The organism is Acinetobacter legionensis, assembly GCF_048552295.1.
Taxonomy (GTDB): domain Bacteria; phylum Pseudomonadota; class Gammaproteobacteria; order Pseudomonadales; family Moraxellaceae; genus Acinetobacter.
In genome coordinates this window covers 21,995-41,233 of the sequence record NZ_JBIMCW010000004.1, presented here as the reverse complement: position 1 = coordinate 41,233, position 19,239 = coordinate 21,995, and the positions used below count along the sequence as shown (strand labels likewise).

The 19,239-nt window shown below is 36.1% G+C and carries 12 protein-coding genes and 1 pseudogene; 5 read left to right on the top strand and 8 right to left on the bottom strand.

Annotation, left to right across the window (positions count from 1 at the left end; genetic code table 11):
* The first annotated feature begins 53 nt into the window (after window positions 1-53).
* Window positions 54-1,280 carry a benzoate/H(+) symporter BenE gene (benE, locus tag ACG916_RS04515; protein ID WP_336950933.1) on the top strand — a complete coding sequence of 409 codons (1,227 nt, stop codon included), beginning with the start codon at window positions 54-56 and terminating at the stop codon, window positions 1,278-1,280.
* A 136-nt stretch (window positions 1,281-1,416) separates the two neighbouring features.
* Here the strand turns inward: benE and ACG916_RS04510 are convergent, their stop codons facing one another.
* Genes ACG916_RS04510 through ACG916_RS04500 form a run of 3 tightly spaced genes read right to left on the bottom strand, consistent with a single transcriptional unit; the run spans window position 1,417 to window position 6,769 of the window.
* Complete coding sequence (locus ACG916_RS04510) at window positions 1,417-2,367, bottom strand: hypothetical protein (RefSeq protein WP_419327302.1); 951 nt, start codon at window positions 2,365-2,367, stop codon at window positions 1,417-1,419.
* Window positions 2,368-2,394: 27 nt separating this feature from the next.
* Entirely contained in the window at window positions 2,395-3,927 is a 1,533-nt protein-coding gene (locus tag ACG916_RS04505) for a hypothetical protein (RefSeq protein WP_419327303.1), read from the bottom strand.
* Between the two features lie 13 nt (window positions 3,928-3,940).
* Window positions 3,941-6,769 carry a type VI secretion system Vgr family protein gene (locus tag ACG916_RS04500; protein WP_419327304.1) on the bottom strand — a complete coding sequence of 943 codons (2,829 nt, stop codon included), beginning with the start codon at window positions 6,767-6,769 and terminating at the stop codon, window positions 3,941-3,943.
* 588 nt (window positions 6,770-7,357) lie between these two features.
* Between ACG916_RS04500 and ACG916_RS04495 the strand changes: the two genes are divergently transcribed.
* Both ACG916_RS04495 and ACG916_RS04490 read left to right on the top strand, forming a co-directional pair.
* Window positions 7,358-8,656, top strand: a complete 1,299-nt coding sequence (locus tag ACG916_RS04495; RefSeq protein ID WP_336950927.1) for an MFS transporter — start codon at window positions 7,358-7,360, stop codon at window positions 8,654-8,656.
* Window positions 8,657-8,764: 108 nt separating this feature from the next.
* Window positions 8,765-9,100: a hypothetical protein gene (locus ACG916_RS04490; protein ID WP_419330663.1), complete on the top strand. Its 336-nt coding sequence runs from the start codon at window positions 8,765-8,767 to the stop codon at window positions 9,098-9,100.
* Between the two features lie 144 nt (window positions 9,101-9,244).
* Here ACG916_RS04490 and ACG916_RS04485 read toward each other — a convergent pair whose 3' ends face one another.
* The gene (locus ACG916_RS04485) at window positions 9,245-11,275 is read right to left on the bottom strand and encodes a DUF4034 domain-containing protein (protein ID WP_419327305.1); all 2,031 of its coding nucleotides are present in this window, start codon (window positions 11,273-11,275) and stop codon (window positions 9,245-9,247) included.
* Window positions 11,272-13,167, bottom strand: coding sequence for a cytoplasmic protein (locus ACG916_RS04480; RefSeq protein ID WP_419327306.1), 1,896 nt, complete (start codon window positions 13,165-13,167; stop codon window positions 11,272-11,274). The genes ACG916_RS04485 and ACG916_RS04480 overlap by 4 nt, the downstream gene beginning before the upstream one ends.
* 171 nt (window positions 13,168-13,338) lie before the next feature.
* Here ACG916_RS04480 and ACG916_RS04475 point away from each other — a divergent pair, with 171 nt between their 5' ends.
* Entirely contained in the window at window positions 13,339-14,040 is a 702-nt protein-coding gene (locus tag ACG916_RS04475; protein WP_419327307.1) for an SIR2 family NAD-dependent protein deacylase, read from the top strand.
* Between the two features lie 54 nt (window positions 14,041-14,094).
* Here the strand turns inward: ACG916_RS04475 and ACG916_RS04470 are convergent, their stop codons facing one another.
* Both ACG916_RS04470 and aspA read right to left on the bottom strand, forming a co-directional pair.
* Window positions 14,095-15,096 (bottom strand): hypothetical protein, encoded by a 1,002-nt coding sequence (locus ACG916_RS04470; protein WP_336950922.1) that lies wholly within the window; start codon window positions 15,094-15,096, stop codon window positions 14,095-14,097.
* 144 nt (window positions 15,097-15,240) lie between these two features.
* Window positions 15,241-16,692: pseudogene (gene aspA, locus ACG916_RS04465) on the bottom strand (aspartate ammonia-lyase).
* Between the two features lie 374 nt (window positions 16,693-17,066).
* Here aspA and putP point away from each other — a divergent pair.
* Window positions 17,067-18,572: a sodium/proline symporter PutP gene (gene putP, locus ACG916_RS04460; RefSeq protein ID WP_336950920.1), complete on the top strand. Its 1,506-nt coding sequence runs from the start codon at window positions 17,067-17,069 to the stop codon at window positions 18,570-18,572.
* Between the two features lie 50 nt (window positions 18,573-18,622).
* Here putP and ACG916_RS04455 read toward each other — a convergent pair whose 3' ends face one another.
* The gene (locus tag ACG916_RS04455) at window positions 18,623-19,120 is read right to left on the bottom strand and encodes an Lrp/AsnC ligand binding domain-containing protein (protein ID WP_336950918.1); all 498 of its coding nucleotides are present in this window, start codon (window positions 19,118-19,120) and stop codon (window positions 18,623-18,625) included.
* Between the last annotated feature and the right edge of the window lie 119 nt (window positions 19,121-19,239).

Below are 19,239 nucleotides of genomic sequence, written 5' to 3'. Positions count from 1 at the left end.
GTCTTTTTTATATAGCAGGATCATTGAAATTCAATGCATGGAGGCTTTGCCCAATGGCATCCCTGTTCAAAACGTTAAAACAAGATTGGTCTTTATCAGCGACAGTTGCAGGATTTTTAGCTGTACTGATTTCTTATGCAGGGCCAATGATCATTTTTTTTCAGGCCGCTCAACAAGCCAATGTTTCCTCAACCATGATGGCATCATGGATCTGGGGGAGCTCTATTGGTGCGGCAATCACTGGAATAATTTTATCCATTAAGTTTAAAACGCCGATTATTACTGCATGGTCAGCACCGGGAACGGCGCTCTTGGTGGCTCTATTTCCGCATATTTCTCTCCATGAAGTTGTTGCAGCCTATATTACTTCTGCAATCATTATTTTTATCATTGGGATTACTGGTTCTTTTGACAAACTTTTAAAATGGATACCACAAGGGCTGGCAGCAGGAATGATGGCTGGAATTCTGTTCCAGTTTGGTTTAGGTCTGTTTAAAGCTACTGACACAATGCCCTATGTGGTTTTTGGTATGCTGATCTGTTTTTTACTGGCAAAACGCTTTTCACCTCGCTATGCCATAATTTGGGTATTATTTTCAGGTATTGCGCTCAGTTTTATCTTTGGAAAAATCAATCCAGTACCAATGGATTTTTCATTGGCAGTTCCTGTTCTGATCAGTCCAGAATGGACATGGTCTTCTACACTAAACCTTGCAATTCCACTTACAATTGTCAGTTTAACGGGTCAGTTCTTGCCAGGTATGGCAATTCTCAAAATTAATCATTACGACACACCTGCTAAACCGATTTTAAGCATAGCCAGTATCACTTCAATTGCTGTGGCTTTTACTGGTGGAATCACGATTGTGTTAGCAGCGATTACTGCTGCACTTTGCACGGGTAAAGATTCACATGAACTGAAAGAAAAACGCTACATCGCAGGTATTGCCAATGGTATTTTCTATATTTTAGGAGGATTGTTTGCAGGGAGTTTGGTGATGCTATTTAGCATACTTCCCAAAGAGCTGATTGCAGCGCTTGCTGGATTGGCCTTACTCGGAGCAATTACCACCAATCTTGGTATTGCAATGAAAGATGAAACACAACGAGATGCTGCCATTATTACTTTTCTCGCCACTGTTTCGGGTATGCATTTTTTAGGATTTAGTTCGGTTTTCTGGGGAATTTGTATTGGCATGATCGCACACTTGATTTTAACTCAACAACAATCAAAGGCTACCATTCCAACTCCAGTACAAGACTCAACGCAAAGTCAATAAACCAGCATATTCACTTAACAATCAACATAAAATCCCACGCAGTTCGATGGGATTTTTATGTAATAACGCGTTCTGGAATATAACCAAGTTTCGCTTTATGAAAGCGCCATTTCTTGCAGTTTAATCTTTAAATATTTCACTGTAGTTCATTAGTGATTTCTAAATACCAAATCGTTTCACCCCAATCACTATTTTCAATTTTTGGAAAAATTTCTCCTTGTTCAAAATAACGAGATTGAGATTTGTTTGCTGGACTCCACCAATATCCTGATCTTGGGCAACTTTGTTCTGCAAAGCCTTTTAAACTGTCAGTTTGTATCATTTCTGCAGAACCACCATCATCTGCAATTCTTTCAATTAATATCCAATTCGCTTCAGCATACAATGTTTCATATGTGTCTGGATCGTGCCCAACAGCAAGAACGCTTGCTACACCATTATCTTCTTCTTCGCTTGCTGCCATAAATTCGATCCGATCCCCTATTTCTTCACACAAATAGATGCCTGTTTTTTCTAACTTTTCATTAGACTTAACCATTATTTCTGGATTTATACGATAAATTGGATAACTGTTTGGCAAATCAAGGATAATATTATTAAATATATCGATTTTTTTAAAATCATAAATAAGCGTATCCATATCCCAATAGGTTGGATATGTTTGTCCTATAACTGAAGCATAACTTGTTGCTATTGAATGATAATCCCAACATTTTTTAACTTTATCATAGGGTAAATCATCCATCCAATGAGGGGAAAACTCGCTTATACCTTTCTGATCAGAACTAATTTCACCAACATAATTAAGATAAGTAAACTCTCCTGATTTTATTTTTGCATAAGCATAATCTATGCGATCCATTGTTTCTCTTAAATTAGGTAAAACAGTGCCCCCCCAATTAATATCAGCCTGTTCTGGCAAAGGTAAATCTCTTAGATTATAAGGAGGATTATGCATATATATTTCAAATAACTCTTCTAATTCATTTAAGAATTTCTTATAGTTTTCCATCATAATTTCAAAAAAACTCAAAGAACTGAATTGTTCCAATAAATAAGCGGCTTTAGGATTAATTTTATAATTCATGTCATTCTCAATATATCGTCAATAATTTTATTTTGATTTATGTTCCAAACGAGGAGCCAAAGAAAAATCACCCGTTTGAGTTTTTAAAGTTGGAACACCTACCACGGAAAATTCCCCTATTGTTGTATCAGTCCCATAGCCCCAACCTGTTAACTTACGCTTACTTAGACCCGATGGAATTAAATCTTTAGGGTCTACTACAACTTGTATACCACCACCCTTTAAATAAAATTCGCCACGTTTCTGAGATGCTGCTGGGCCTTCCCAAGCGTATAATTTTTTACCTTTTGGAACAGTGTATTCCAAATATTCACCATTACTATTCCAACTTGCCCATACAGCAAATTTATCACGCCAATCCTCACGATTTTTAAGTTTATCAAATTCCACCTTACGCATCCAACAAATACTATTGTCCAAACTTCCTGGTGCTAAAACGCGAACCAATACTTCACCTTCATTAAAAGTCTGAGCTTTTATTCCCACCCTAGCAAATGTCTTGTAAGCATCTCTTAGAGGATGGCCATATCCACTTTTCATTGCTAATTGAGTTCCTCCTAAACTTGGATGTAAGGGTGTTTTTGATGTTTTTGGATCAACTATAGCTTCAGGAAAAGGTAATACTTTATTTTTTGGAATTACATGAACCCAATTAGGCTTGTTCTTTCTAAAGGCTTCTAATTCTTCTGCATCTGAAATTCGTCTTAATTGAGTTAAATTTTTTACATTGGTTGTTGCTTTAAATGCTGCATCACCTTCTTTATCTATACGAACCGCCAACTTTTCTAAAAAATCTTGGACTGGTTTTAAAAATTCTCCCAGTTTTTTATTGGCCGCGTTTCTAACTTCAATTACTATATTTAATAAATTTTTAGCTTTTAGTCCAATCCCTTTACTCGCATACTTATCTATAAAATTAACTGTTTCTTTCAAATATTTGACGAGTTTATCAAACACTTCCAGCAATGCTTTGGTTGTTAATACTCCTTTAACTTCACGAATTTTTGCAGATGTGGCCTTATAGACATTCGTAATTTTAGCGTCCTTTAATGCTTTTTTAACGGCTGGACGTGCCAAAAATTTATTCAACTCCTTTATACCACTTTCTATTGCTGGTTCAGCTATTTTATAAATATTAGAACCTGTTAACTGTGCCAGCTTCGCTGTAGGTCTCAGCATAAAACGGCGTACTGGCGCTAATATAACTTTAAATATTCCTTTGAATACAGAGCCCAAAACTGGAAACAATCCAATTAAAGTTAAAATTAAACCAATCCAATGCCATGGATTACTATTATCTTCTTTAATTTTAGAACAGTTCGCGCAGATATCCCGTACATCACATATTTGATCAACAAACGGGATCATTGAAATTACCGTTCCAGTAACAATTTGAGCAGTAGTCTGTTCTTTAGCAAAATCCCCCTGAATAACAACCCAAAGCCAATCTGCAATATCAGCAAGAGTTTCTTGTCCTTTCTTAAGTGCTTTATTCACTGGGGCTGCTATAGCTGCCATTGCATTGAGTAGGTCTTGCTTAGATGGTAAAAAATCTGTCATTTTATTTATTCTCTTATTTTTTTAATTGATTCAATTGATTCAATTGATCTAAAACTAAATCATATAGATCCCAAGGATCATCTTTATAATCGGATTGTTCGTACTCTACTTTAATCGCCTTTTCAGGCACATTATCATGATGAGCTTTCCCATGATCATCTAGCTTGCCTTCTATAATTTGATTGCCTTCAAAAAATATTTTATAACCTAAATTAGCAAATGGTTGATTGTCTGCATCCAAATGTTCTAAAGCAATCCAGTTTTTTCTATCAGATAATGGGAGAGTTGGTAAATTCAGTGAAACTTTCGATCCACTCACAAACTTATGCTGCCCCGCCTTACTCTCAAACAAACCGCCTGTAGTGGTAAACACACCTAAGCCATTGATTCTTAATTCTGAGGTATCTGCAACTAATCTAATCTCTTTAGGACTCGTAATATAGATTGCATCTTCAGTTGAAATGATTTGAATCCCTTTACGTGCAATCAAATCAGCCCCATCTCCTTGAGCTTGTATTTCGACCTTGCCTTTACCTGCATAGAATCTGGCACCTTCCTGTGCTGCAAACAAACTGATTTTACTTTGCGCATGAGCTAATAAATTCTTTTGAGTACTTAGGTTAATACTTTCGCCTGCACTGTGACTAATTTGACCATCTGCTGAAAGATGTACATCTTCATTGCTTGCAAGAGCGATTGAATCGGATGAAGTCAAAATCATCAAAGCTTGTTTAAATGCTTTTGCCTTAGTTTCACTTTGCTGTTCGATTTGTTCAATAAACTGCTTAAGATCATCTAGAATTTCTAAAGGGTCAGTTTGTTGATTTTTAGCGACTTCACTTAACGCTTTTGAATTATTCAAACCAGATTCAAGCTGTAATTTGGCTTCTGATGCATCAAGATGATTACCTTTGGCCTGCACTTGTTGATAGGTTGATAGCAATAAACCTCGCCCTGCACGCACCGCACCCCATTGGTCAGTTCTTAACTCAAAACCTTCTCCTCGCCCTTCACTGGGCTCAGTTTCTTTTGGGTGGCTGAGATTACCCAAGTTGAGTTGGCTTGTCGCATGACTACTCTGTAATTGACTGCTTATTTGGTTGGTCGTATCATCAAAGCGAAGTTGATTGTAGCCACTGCCCTGATATTCCTTAGTTTTAATCCCTGCTAATTTTTTTGTGTCAGGCAACTTGCCTTTGTCATCAAACTTAGTCGGATAACGACACCCTTCATGAATTCGTCCCACCACAAAGGGTCTGTCAATGTCACCATTACTGAAAGAGATCATGACGATCTCTCCAACCCTCGGTAAAAATAGTGCCCCATAGCCTTCTCCTGCCCAAGGCGTCAGTACATCGACCCAAGCCGAATCTGTATCATTGTCATTTGAACCTGCACCACCATCATGGGTGTGGTCTTCATTTCGAGTGAACAAGAAGCGTACTTTGATACGTCCCCATTCATCGACATGAATTTCCTCCCCATCCATCCCGACAACTTTTGCTCGTTGTGGATGTGTTATAGGTCGTTGTTGCAGTAGGTTATATTCAGGAACGACGTCGATGTTTCGACGTTGCAATACAAGCTGATTGGCTTGACGTTCATCTTTGTTATTGGTGATGATATTGTTCAATTGCCAATGACTTTGTTTAAGTAATGCTGTCACTTGATCATTCAGGTCTTTAGGCAAGTTGTTCTGATTATAGAATGTCTTTGAGGTGATCAAAAACTCTTTGTCTGCACCTGAATGCTGATCTATTTCAGGATGTTCATTAAATTCAAACCAATACCCCACATATGCATCTCTTACTGTAGAAATAGCAATAAATTTTTTGGCTTGTAGATCGAAATATTTACTCAAGTTTTCATTGAGCTTTTCAATTTGGACATGACCAGATTTGGTTACACCATCTTCACCTTTTAAGTCCTGTATCCATGCAGGACTGACATGAAATGCCTGTTCTAAAGCTAAACTTGCCACATTCTGATTGGCTGAATGCTTATGCTTGCTAAGAACTGAACCTGCACCTTCTTCTTGTTCTAAAGCATCCGCTTGCCATCTTTGTACATGTACAGCCGTAGGCTGAATAGAACGTAAACCAGTAAATGCCGTTATGCTATCTTGTCTTTCTACAGCACTGCTACGGTGAAAACGGATACTACGGCGATCTAGTGCTTTGTATTGTGCATTATGATCGATTAGACGTAGTATCTGTAGTTGAATCTGCTCTGAAGAACTAGAAACTTTATGCTGCGCTTCATCGACTAAGATGCTTATCCCTTCAGAAGCCAACAACCGTTGAATGAAGTCAAAATCGAGCTCATTGCTCTGCATGATGAATGGTCGGACATCATAGTCTTTGGTTAAACCAGTTTTATCCAAAGTCAGGCTTGAGGCAAACAATGGACTTCGCTCTCGCCATTCTTGAAATAGAACCTCCACAACTTGAACAACAGATTTATTCACAAACACTCTGGAGTTTCTGCGATATTTCCAAAGCGCTGTGGGGTCTTCTACTGTAAGGCGATAAATTGTAAGAGAACCGTCACTGGCACCTACATCGGCTTTGGTTACGATCCCTGAAATTCGATTCAGCTCAGATTTGTCATTAACAATATCCACGGCCACTTGACTACCAACAAAGCTTTTTAGAGCAATGCTTGCTGATGTAGATAGACAAGTTAATTGTAGGTTAATGCCTAAGTTAAGTGCATGTGTCCCATCAATACGTTGCAGGAACACTTGATCATTTAAAGATGAATTTGAAAATAGAACATGGATCGTACGATTCTGTGCTGTTAGCCCCAATTTTTCTAAAGCAAAATAAATATTATTCAACATAATCTATTGTGTAGTTTTTTTAAGTTGTATATTACTTTATAATAAAAAATAATATTTTGTCTACCATAGGAGACTTTTCATGTGAATTTCAATTTATTGATTTTTTTATAATATTTTATAATTTAGAGTACATATTATGAAATTCAACTTTTGCATAAATGCTATAATATAATTTAAAATTATTTTTATATAAATTTAATAAAACAAAAGTTCGATCCATTATTTCCTTTCAAAAAAAGCTGATCTTATTGTGTGATATTTTTATATACTTCCCGTCCAAAACTATTTAATTTAAATAGTCACTAGATTTATCTATTAATCTTTTCTGATAATTATTTATTTTTTTCATTTTCACAATATGCAATTAATCAATAAATTCTCATATTATGCAAATTAAAACAAGAACATTCTTGCATTAATTTATAGATATAGCTGTATAAAGCTGTGTATTTTTTGTACCAATACCGTATTTGTATAATCGTTTAATTTTAAAATCGAAATGCAAAATCTAAATGGTTTGAAATGCAAAAAAATTAATTTTTCACATTTTAAAGCATAAAAATCGCAGCAGCATAATAAGGATATTTTATGACTGAAACACATATATATCAGCCACATGAAAAACGTAATCGTGTCATGGCTATCGTTGGGGCTGCTTCTGGTAACTTGGTGGAATGGTTTGATTTCTATATTTATGCAGCATTCGCAACCTATTTCACCCACGCATTAACCGCTCCAGATATGGATGACTCTACAAAAGCAATTTATGTGTGGGGTGTCTTTGCTGCTAGTTTTTTCATGCGGCCCATAGGCAGTTGGCTCTTTGGCTGGATTGGCGATACCTATGGACGTAAAAAATCCATGATCATTTCTATTACCTTAATGGCAATCAGTTCATTTTTATTTGCAGCACTCCCTACTTATGATCAAGTCGGTATGGCAGCACCATTTCTATTATTGGCTGTACGACTTCTACAAGGACTTTCAGTAGGTGGTGAGTATGGTACTGTTGCAACCTATATGAGTGAAGTTGCATTAAAAGGTCAACGTGGTTTTTATTCCTCTTTTCAGTATGTGACGTTGTCTGGCGGACAACTTTTAGCAAGCCTTTTGGGTGTAATCATGTTGGCACTCATGTCCAAAGAACAGTTAATGGATGGAGGCTGGCGTATTCCATTTATTATTGGTGGTGTTGTTGCCATTCTTTCATTCTTTGCACGACGACATTTAAAAGAAACTTTATCTGAAAATGATAGTGCGAAAGAGGGTTCAGGCAGTTTAAAAGAATTACTCAGCAAGAACTGGAATACCTTTCTGCTGGTGGTTGGTTATACCTCAGCGGGTTCTTTATGTTTTTACATCATCACCGTATATTCAAAAACCTATATCACCAGCCTTGGATTTGCAGACAAAACCGTCGGCTATATGATGACCATTGCCCTATTTGTATTTATGTGTGCGCAACCTTTGTTCGGAATGCTGGCAGATCGAATTGGTCGTCGTGCTTCAATGATGCTCTTCAGTACCAGCTGTGCTATTTTTATCTACCCTGTAATGGTCATTGCGATGCCATATTTTAGTGGTTCAGCGTTTATTGTGACTTTGTTACTGATCTTCTTAATGATGTTGCTCAGTTTCTATACCTCTATCAGTGGTTTAGTTAAAGCAGAAATGTTTCCACCACATATTCGAGCCCTTGGGGTTGGTTTTGCTTATGCAGTCGGTAATGCAATCTTTGGTGGTTCTGCCCCTGCAGTTGCATTAAAGTTAAAAGACCTCGGTCATGAAAATAGCTTTTTTGTTTATGTGATTGTCATGCTGATTATTTGTCTGTTCTGTAGCATGCAATTACCTAAACAGCCGAAATATTTACACCATGATCATTAGCCTCTGCATTTTAAGGTCTGTTTTACAGACCTTTTCTTTTAATACACGCCTTTTATTGTAAAATATCCGCGTATATACAATAAAGTCGTATTAAACCTTGAGGAAAAGATGAAAAAGATATTGCTTATTCTTATCTGTATTTCGTATAGTCATTTTGCCAATGCTCAAACTCAAAACTATATATTGGTCAATGGTGGTGGAATTGATGATAATGGTTTACTGTTGAAAAACATCCAAGGTAAAACTATTTATGCAAATTGCAATCAAAAGTGCGGGCAATGGTTTGACCATGATGAAGAAACAAGCGGACAAATTTTAAAAAAGGAATATATTGAAAAAAAAATCCAAGCAGATATTCAGTTTGAAAAGAATGCAGATCGAGTCATGGGTCCAAGTGCTGATGAGTCCTTTTATTTTATTAATCAAATTAAATTTATTGAATAATTTAAAAATAAATCATGAAATTAGAAGCCTTTCATTCTTTTTTAATGTCATGATCTTAAGGTCAAAAGCATTATGTTCTATATTATGGACTTAATTTTCAATTTTAAAATATTTTAGCTTCATATTTCACTCCTCAGAAACCAACTAAATTAAAACATCTTGACGCCCAGGTATGTCTGAAGCGGCGATACTGGCAATTGTTTGATTATACTTTTTGATACTGCGCTTGGTTTTTCCCATAATTTCATATAAAACTTCTTTTACAAGCTCCTGCTCTGGAGCTTGTAAATAAGCCGCCTGACACCATGTAACTGCTTCAACATAGTCATAATAATGAGGTCGATTTTTAGGGTCAAAATGCAGTCTTGCGATCGCACACATTGCAGCAATATGGCGTTTATGTGCTTTTGTTTTTAAAACTGCAATCATTTGCTCTGCAATTTCAGGATAATAGCTAAAATTAAATAAGCGGGTGACATAAATATCAATTAGATCATTCAGCAAATCAGAATTAATATAACGATGGTCTTGTTGCGACTTTTCTAAACCTAATCGGCTCTGTTCAAAATACCCTAAACTCTTTTTTAAATATTCTTTAGGTTGAGATTGATTTTCATCCATACTTAAATTTAGATAATGTATACCCATATTATACATGGCAATATAATGACCTTGATCTGCTGCTTTTTTTGCATAATACAGTTCTTGTTTCACATCATATAAGGCATGTTCAGCCAAAGAGTGAATATAACCAGCACTAAAGCAACAATACACAAAGCCTAAATCTGCACCTTGATGTAATAAATCTATAATAAAAATATATCCGTGATCATCATCAAAGTTGTTTGCGACACGAAAAAAACAACAGTAACGCCCTTCAGGATAAGCTTTGGGTGCTTCCAATAATTTTGCCTGTTCATACCAAGATTGAGCAACCAATGGATTTTTTTCAACACTAGACCAACCATGTTGACATAGAAAACCATAAAGAACAGCAGCACTGGCAAGACGCTTTCGATTGGACAATGCGATTCGGCCTAGAAAATCTGAATCTTGAGCATTATGTCGCCAAAAATAAATTGCACGATCAAGATCATACTCATCAAATACAGGATAATCTGCGGCGTTTTGATAACAAGATAAAATTCTTGGATCATTTTCATCTAACAGATAATAAAAATACGCCAATTTTAAATAGATAACTGCTCGATTACGTTCGGTTAAGGGGCGTTTTAATATTGCTTGGGCTTTTTGGATATATTTTTTAATTTCAAGTGTTTGATCTTTATCAAAACTTGTATCAAGCGTATCAAACCATACGATATAATTTAATTCACTTTTTTCGATTTCACTAAAATGTTGACACCAATCCGACTGAGCAAAATCAATAATGGCCTGATGATCGTGTCCCCATCTTGGCAATAGATACCAACAATAATCTCTTACCGCAAGCAAGCCAAAACCTGATTCTTCAATAAATATTTTTAACCAAAAAGCGGCATCAGCTTGAGGTAAATCAATTTCTTCTTTCAAATTTAGATATTTTAGTAAAAGTTGAGGTACATCTTGGGGTAGATCAATTTTTAAATCTTGATTTAAGCCACTTTTCTGCGCCATTGCTTGGGCTGAAGCATTTATTTTATGCACTAAATTTGAAGGATATCGACGCCTAAGCATCCACTCAGAAAACCACTCGGGTTCATCCAAGTGAACTGCCGAATTTAATAGATGCAGCGCAATTGTCCATGTATCCGAACTAAATGCAAAAGCTTGCATTGCGGAAGCATACAACTGCTTTTGCGCCTCTCTTGCACAATCCCACATTTCATCTGTAACATTGCTTGACCATTCTTGCCCACGATATTCCGCTGCCCAAAAAGCCCAATAACGCACACGAACAATATAAGGAAAAAAACTTTCTGGAAAAGCCAAATGCCATTCATTGATATGTTTTAACGCAGTTACGCCATGATTTAAGAATATGTCCTTAAACATTTGTTTGGGCTGATCAAACCATTCATTTTCCCAAAGCTGCGGCGATTTATGACTTCGACTTTGCCATAACACATTGAAAAAATCTTCCAATTCTGCATAGTTTTTACTTTCCAATAAACCTTGCGGACAATGGATATCTTTACGAAATACTTCATGGGTATATTCAGATTTAATCATCATTCAGCTACTTTGTTTTTATTATGGGTTGAGAATAAATCAATATTCCATGAATAAAGTGACCAATTATTGGGATATATGGATTGATATAAGTGTAAGTCTTGCTTTGCAGAGCGATCATAATTTTCAAAATCTGAATGTTTAAACATCAAATACAGCTCACGCCCTGCGACATATTTCTCGCCCATATCCTGCCAGCTAGAACAACAGTCTTGAATAATATTCGATGAAGCAACAATGTATTGCCATGCATCATATTCCTGTAATTCATAGAACTGCACCAATAACCGTATAGTAAATATTTTTTGAATATGGCTAAACACCAAAATATCTCTTAAATAACTTGCAGTACCAAATTCACTACTTGAATAAAGATTTTCTAATTGAGCGATTTGAAAATATTGATTTAAAAAATAACGAATCTGTTTCTCTTTAGAACCTGCTTTTTTCTGTTTGATATTTAACAATTGATTTAAATGGTTTTTATATATTTCTGGATGCTGTTCAAAATGCGCTAACGTTAAGCTATCCACCTGATACCATTGAATATGATTACGAAAATAAATCAGATCACCAGTTGCAAGCATCCATTGCTTACGATTGTCCTGCTTTAAATTTAACAGCATCCAAGGCAAAGCAATGATATAGACGATAATTTTAATCATCCAACCAAGCAATGGAATCTTGCTTAAACCATATAAAGTCTGAAGCAACCAGAAATAAGGCTTAAAGATCACGCTCCACAGCGATTTCTTTGACTTTGCTTGACTTAACTCAACCTTTAAATCAAATTTTTTCTCAGTTTGCTTTTGATTTGTATAAGCAAGGATTTCTTCTATATATTTTTCTGATGGGTGCCTGATATGTTCTGGACGATTTAGTCCCAGTAAAAGATGCTGAATCACATTGGTTTGATGATCATATTGTTCCAATAGATGATGATTTTTCATCAACAGCGTTTCAATTTTACAAGGATCATCTAATTCATGAAAATAGAAATATAAGGCTTGATTGACATGATTGGTTAAATCTTCATTTATCTCAGGTTGATAGACTATTCCCATGCTTAAACAATCAGGATTGTGATTATTATTTGGTTGAATATGATTTAAAAATAATAAGACATCATCTGCATATTTCTTAACTGGTGCTTGATTCTGCTTACCCTTAATCTGCTCAATACACCAGGCTTCACCATCCCATTCTAAACTGATGGTTACATGGGGCTTATTGCTTGAATCCCTTAAGCTAAAATAACGAAATATCCCCTGCTCTTTTTGCGTCACATAGTATTCACCATAGCCATCTTTCAATTCAATCAGGTTGCTAAACTGCCCTAAACAGTGCTGCATATAACGTGATTCAAATGCCATTTCCTTACGTAACAACATTCCTGTTGCCGTAATTTCAATAAACTTGCCTGTATTTACAGTTAAAACTTCATCAATTGCCTGCTCACTGCTGTCCCATTGCCCTTTTTCTAAACGCTTTTTCATTGCTTCATGATCTTTATGCCAAGCTTCTAACACTTGCTCATAGGTCATTTTCATGAATTTGCCTTTTAAATTGCTTTTTAAACGCGAATTAAAAAACTCTAAAATGGGCTTTTCCAGCTCCAAAATCTGTTCATTTAAAGGATCAACATACAACATCTGATGTTCTGGCTGTTGTTCAAGCTTGTTCAAAAACCATGTAGGAATGGGCTGCGGAAGTTGACAAATTTTCCAAGCAGAGACCGAATTTACATGAAAAACTGGATTAAATTGTTTAATCACATATTCAAAGAATTTCTTTTCAAACCATTGGGTAATTTCTGGATCATCTTTCCGGCGTTGACTACGCTCTACAATTGTCTTTTTTACTTCAGGGGCATTGACAATATCACGTGTTTCCATGCTGTTCCAATTTAACTTATTTCTAGTACATTTGATTTTTATAAAAAATATTCGAAATGATCGAAGTATGACTGACTATTATTTTATAACAAATTAATTCCAATAAAAAACGTTTCAGTCATATTTCACAATATTTATGTTAGCATTTTAAAAATTTTAATTGTTTATCCTATGAAAAAAATTGTAGTTTTCTCAGGTGCGGGAATGAGTGCGGAAAGTGGAATCAGCACTTTCCGAGATAGTAATGGCTTATGGGAGAATTATGATATTCAAGAGGTGGCTACACCTGAAGCTTGGGAGCGTAATCCTGCATTGGTGCAACGTTTTTATAATGAACGACGTCAACATATTCTCCAAGCCCACCCTAATCAAGCACACAATATCATTGCTCAATTCGAACAACATTTTGATGTCATTGTAATTACTCAAAATATTGATGATCTTCATGAACGTGCTGGAAGCCAACAAGTTATTCATTTACATGGCAATATTCGCCTTGCTAAAAGTTCTAAACCCAATTCGCAGTACACAACTCAGTTTTATCCTATAGATGGTTGGCAATTGGATCTAGAACAACATAAATGTCCTGAAGGATATCCACTTCGCCCCCATGTGGTTTGGTTTGGTGAAGCAGTTCCTGCTTATGAAGAAGCAGTACAGATAATCCTTGATGCTGATATTTTTATTGTTATCGGCTCCACATTAACCGTTTACCCTGTGGCAAGTTTGATACACGAGATTCCAGAACACTGTGATGCATATTATATTGATCCACAAGCCAGTTATGAGCGTGTTCCCCAACAATATCAATGTTTAAAAATGAGTGCGACTGAAGGGATGCAACAGCTTTTTGAAAAACTGACAACACATTAAAAAACCAGTGCAATTGCACTGGTTTTAAAAATTACAGCATAGCACTAAGCAAAATTATTCATTTTCATCTGTAGAATTCATCTGATCTTTTGTTACATCTTTAGGCGCTTTAGTCGATGATGAATCATTAAATAATTTATTCATTACAGGTTTAATCACTCGATAAATAATCAAGCCAATAAATACCAGTAAATAAAGAGGCCAAATGGTGACTAAAATAACCAATAAATCCAAAATAAATTGCCAGCCATATTGAACACCTTCCCAAGCACGCTTCCAAAAACTATCACCGTTTAAGCGTGCCACAGCAGCAACATCAACATCCAGACTTTCTCTCACCATCGCAGGTTGCTTAATGGCAATACTAATCGTGCTAAAACGCACACGATCTTGAACTTCAAGTTGGGTTAAACGGGAAATTTCATTCAGCTGTGATGGTTTGGTATCACTTGGAACGCTTTGAGTTTGTCCAATTTTTTCTTCTAAAAGCTTTAACTCAAAACGCTTAGCAGAATATTGTTGTTGATTTAAAAAGTACATCAATGGCAATAACTGATTGACATATATCGCAGCTTTATCACTCGGTACTCTGACAATGATCTCAGCATGCGGATCAACTTTTTCAAAAACTCGGATTTTACCATCCGCAATTTTTTGTGTTTTTACATCGAGTACATCAAAACTGATATTTTTCTGCTCTATAAAGCCACCCGCTTGAAAAGTGAGCTTATCAATTTCTAAAGCAGTTTTCACCACATCTTTGGCTGTGAAATTAACCTGTGCTTCTCGCACCATACGACGTGCTTTTTCTGCTTGGCTGACATCGGTACTTAAAATAGTTTCAGGTTTTTGTTCAGTCAGAGGTGTAGTATCAACAGAATTTTCACTAGCTTGCTCAGTACTTTTTTCTGCGGCATCAGCCGCTTGAACAGCATCCTGAGCAACGACTTGTGCATCTTGAGCAGCTGCTGAAGTTTCAGCAGCTTGTTCCGATTTTTTCGCGCATCCAGAAAGAAGTACCAAGCTTAAGGCGAGAATTAAATGTTTATTATTCATAGATTATTGACTTTTGTTGGTGATTTTAAATTTTGTTGAATTATAAAGAAACTTTACTTTTTTTACCATGCATAAAAATACAGCACCCAAATGCTGTATCTATCAGATCTTTTTTACACGGATCAATAGCCGTAATTCAAACAATTAGCCTGCTTTACCGATTTCTTCATATGGCTGTACTGCAATTTCTGCAATCATATTTTCAAAAGAGAAAATTTCATCTAGACGTTCTTGGCTCAATAAACCTTGTTCAAGTACAACCTCTTAAATGGTTTTATTTTCAGCAATACATTGCTTCCCAATTTCATCACACTTCGCATGACCTAAAATTGGATCAAGTAAGGTAATTATTCCGACACTACGCATCACAGCATCAAAACAGGTTTTTTCATTGGCAACCACACCTTGAATACACTTCTCATCCAAGGTTTGGATTGCATGGATTAGTAACTCAATTGACTCATTCATGGTAAGTGCAATCACAGGTTCCATAACATTTAACTGTAATTGGCCTGCTTCTGCTGCAAAGGTAATGGTTAAATCATTACCAATCACTTTAAATGCAATTTGATTGACCACCTCGGGAATCACTGGATTGACTTTCGCTGGCATGATCGATGAACCAGCTTGTAATTCAGGTAAGCGAATTTCCCATAAACCTGTTCTTGGGCCAGAACTTAATAGACGTAAGTCATTACAAATTTTAGAGAGTTTTACAGCCAAACGTTTTAAGGTGCTTGAAAGGATAATAAATACACCGCAATCACTGGTCGCTTCAACATAATCTTCTGCACCACTTAAGTTTAATCCTGTTAAGGCTTTTAAATTTTCATTGACCTGGGTAGCATAACCATGAGGCGTATTTACGCCTGTACCAATCGCAGTAGCGCCTAAATTAATTTCTAATAAAAGTTCACGGGTTTTTTTAATTAAACGAACATCTTCTTTGAGTAATGTAGCAAAGGCATGAAACTCTTGCCCTAATGTCATTGGGACAGCATCTTGTAACTGTGTTCGTCCCATTTTTAACACATATTGAAACTCAGCAGATTTCAATGTCAGTGAACTAATCAAGTTATTGATTTTTTCAAATAACAAATCCAGTGAATAGTAAGTTGCTAAACGTAATGCTGTGGGATAGACATCATTGGTCGATTGAGATTTATTAACATGGTCATTTGGATGGATGATGTCATAACGTCCTTTCGCATAACCTAAAGACTCTAACGCAATATTGGCAATAACTTCATTGGTATTCATATTAATCGATGTACCCGCGCCACCTTGGTATACATCTGTTGGAAATTCATCTTTCCAATTTTGCGGATTTTCAATCAGTTCATCACTGGCTTTTTGAATTGCTACACTGATTTCTTCAGAGATCGTATTAAATTGCAAATTAGTTTGTGCCGAGGCCTTTTTGACCTGAGCCAAAGCACGAATAAAAAAGTTTTGCTCTCCAACGGTATGTTTAGAAATATTAAAATTTTCTAAAGCTCGGATTGTGTGAATGCCATAATAACTGTTTATAGGAACTTCTTTACTTCCTAACAAATCTTTTTCTATTCTTGTAACTTCAAGTTGAACCGTTTCCATGTGATCTGCTCATTATGTATTTATGCACTATAGTTGTGCAGTGATAATAATATTCCTTCTCATCTGCTTTTGTACTAGCAAAAGATGTCATTTCGATAAACAATTTTATGTAACTATCAATTAAATGTTAACAATGTAACTTTACGTAAAGTATAATCCCACAGTCACTTAAACACTCCCAGTAGAATTTTTTAGATATAAATTGCTGATTATTTGCATTTGTATCTAAAGTTACAATCGGATACATAAATCTTGCACAATCACCTTATAAAAATCACAGCGATATTTTTTAGTTGTGTGAAAGAATTCGCTCGTGAAACTTATGCGATAAAAAATAAAACTTGGAGATTTACTCCACAAGGACTGAATTAAATATGGACTCACTCAACCCCACAGTTGTAACGTTTATCTTTTATATTATTGCAATGGTTTGTATTGGCTTATATGCCTATAGAAAAACCACCGATTTCTCAGATTATATTTTGGGAGGTCGAAGTTTAGGGAGTTTTGTCACCGCACTTTCAGCGGGTGCATCGGATATGAGTGGTTGGCTACTCATGGGACTACCGGGTGCAATTTACCTGACTGGATTATCTGAATCATGGATCGCAATCGGGCTTATTATTGGTGCTTGGCTCAATTGGTACTTGGTCGCAGGCCGTTTACGTGTCCATACTGAAATACAAAATAATGCATTAACATTACCAGATTATTTCACCAGCCGTTTTGGTGATAAAAAGAAAGTGATACGTATCATTTCTGCACTGGTCATTTTAATCTTCTTTGGTATTTACTGTGCTTCAGGCATGGTGGCAGGTGCACGTTTATTTGAAAGTATTTTTGCTATGAACTACACCACTGCTCTTTGGGTCAGTGCGATTGCAACCATCAGCTATGTGTGTATCGGTGGCTTCCTTGCGATCAGTTGGACGGATACATTTCAAGCGGGCTTGATGATTTTTGCATTGCTTTTGGCGCCAATTATGACTTTCTTGGCAGTTGGTGATTTACAACATGTCAATCAATTGATTGAAACCGCACGCCCCCATGCCGCAAATATGTTCCAAGGAGTTAGTTTTATCGCCATCATTTCATCAATGGCATGGGGCTTAGGCTATTTTGGACAACCACATATTCTAGTCCGTTTTATGGCAGCAGATTCAGTGAAAACTATTCCCAATGCTCGTCGTATTGGTATGGCGTGGATGATTCTATGTTTAGCAGGTGCTGTTGCTGTCGGTTATGTTGGTATTGCTTATTTCCAAGCACATCCGGACATTCCGTCTGCTGCAATTGTGGCAAAAAATCCAGAAACAGTGTTTATGGAATTGACCAAAATTTTATTTAATCCATGGGTTGCAGGTGTTGTTTTAGCCGCTATTTTAGCTGCTGTAATGAGTACATTAAGCTGTCAGCTTTTGGTATGCTCAAGCACCTTGACTGAAGATTTATATAAATCTTTTCTTCGCAAAAAAGCCTCACAAAATGAGTTGGTTTGGGTCGGTCGTTTAATGGTTTTAGCCATTTCAGTACTGGCTATCATTTTGGCATTTAACCCAGAAAGTAAGGTACTTGGTTTAGTCGCTTATGCATGGGCTGGTTTTGGTGCAGCATTTGGTCCACTTATTTTATTGTCTGTGTTCTGGAAACGTATGACTTTGAATGGTGCAATAATCGGTATCATTGTCGGTGCTGCAACAGTAATTGTTTGGAAAAACACGATGGTACATACCGGTTTATATGAAATCGTTCCAGGCTTTATCCTGTCTTTCATCAGTATCATTGTGGTTAGTTTAATGGACAAAGCGCCTGAAAAAGATGTGATTGATCGTTTTGAAAATGCTGAACAAATTTATAATCGTGAAATGAAAAACATGTAAATTCATGTGCTTGAATAAATCATTAGAGTTGGGGCATTGATGCCCCTTTTCTATTTCTTTACTTTCGCTTTAAAATTTAAATGTAATTGTGAGCTGTCTTTAATCACTTCCATTACTGGATAACTACGCGTTTCTTTTACCCCAGGCAATTGCCATAGCACCTGCCCTGAAATACGACGAAACTCTTCCATATCAGCACATCGAATCTTTACCAAAAAATCAAAACCACCACTGATCATATGACATGCCATAATTTCTGGATATTGTACGATTGCATCTGAAAACGCATCTAAAGCATTGGGTGTGGTTTTATCTAAAAGAATCTCAACAAATACAACAAAATTAGCGCCTAACATTTTTGGATTTAGTTTTGCTTCATAGCCTAAAATAAACCCTTCTCCTGTCAATTTCTGTACTCGAGCAAGCGCAGCTGTAGGCGATAAATTGACTTTTTCAGCCAGCTTAATATTGGAAATTTTCCCATCTTTTTGCAAAATATCCAAAATTCGAATATCTATACGATCCAAGTTTAAATATGCGCTTTCCATAGAATAATTCTCTAAATATTATTCAAATTATAGTGAGTTATTCACTAAATATTCTGTAATCATAAATTATATAAACCCATCTGCTCAACAAAAATATTTGCTAGTCACAGGACGTTGAC